Consider the following 261-nt stretch of genomic DNA (forward strand, 5'->3'; position numbering starts at 1 on the left):
CGCCTCAGCCGCGCGGCAGCCAGAGCAGCGCCTCGACGCCGTCGTCGCGGTTGCCGACCTGCAACCGGCCGCCATGCAGTTGCGCCACCTCGGCGACGAAGTTCAGTCCCAGCCCGGTGCTCTTGCGCCCGCTGGCCGGGCGCGGCAGCGAGTAGAAGCGTTCGGTGAGGCGCGCCAGGGCGTAGTCGGGAATCGCCGGCCCCTGGTTGAACAGGCGCAAGGCGATACCCTCGCCGTCGGCCTCGGCGAGCAGGCGAAGGA

The 261-nt window shown here is 72.4% G+C and carries 1 protein-coding gene; it reads right to left on the reverse strand.

Annotated elements, in window-relative coordinates; all coding sequences use genetic code 11:
* Positions 1-4: 4 nt before the first annotated feature.
* Positions 5-261 (reverse strand): ATP-binding protein (locus NDO48_RS29320; protein ID WP_323848139.1); only part of this gene is annotated, 257 nt, incomplete at its 5' end.

This window comes from Aminobacter sp. MET-1, assembly GCF_026521175.1.
Lineage (GTDB): Bacteria > Pseudomonadota > Alphaproteobacteria > Rhizobiales > Rhizobiaceae > Aminobacter.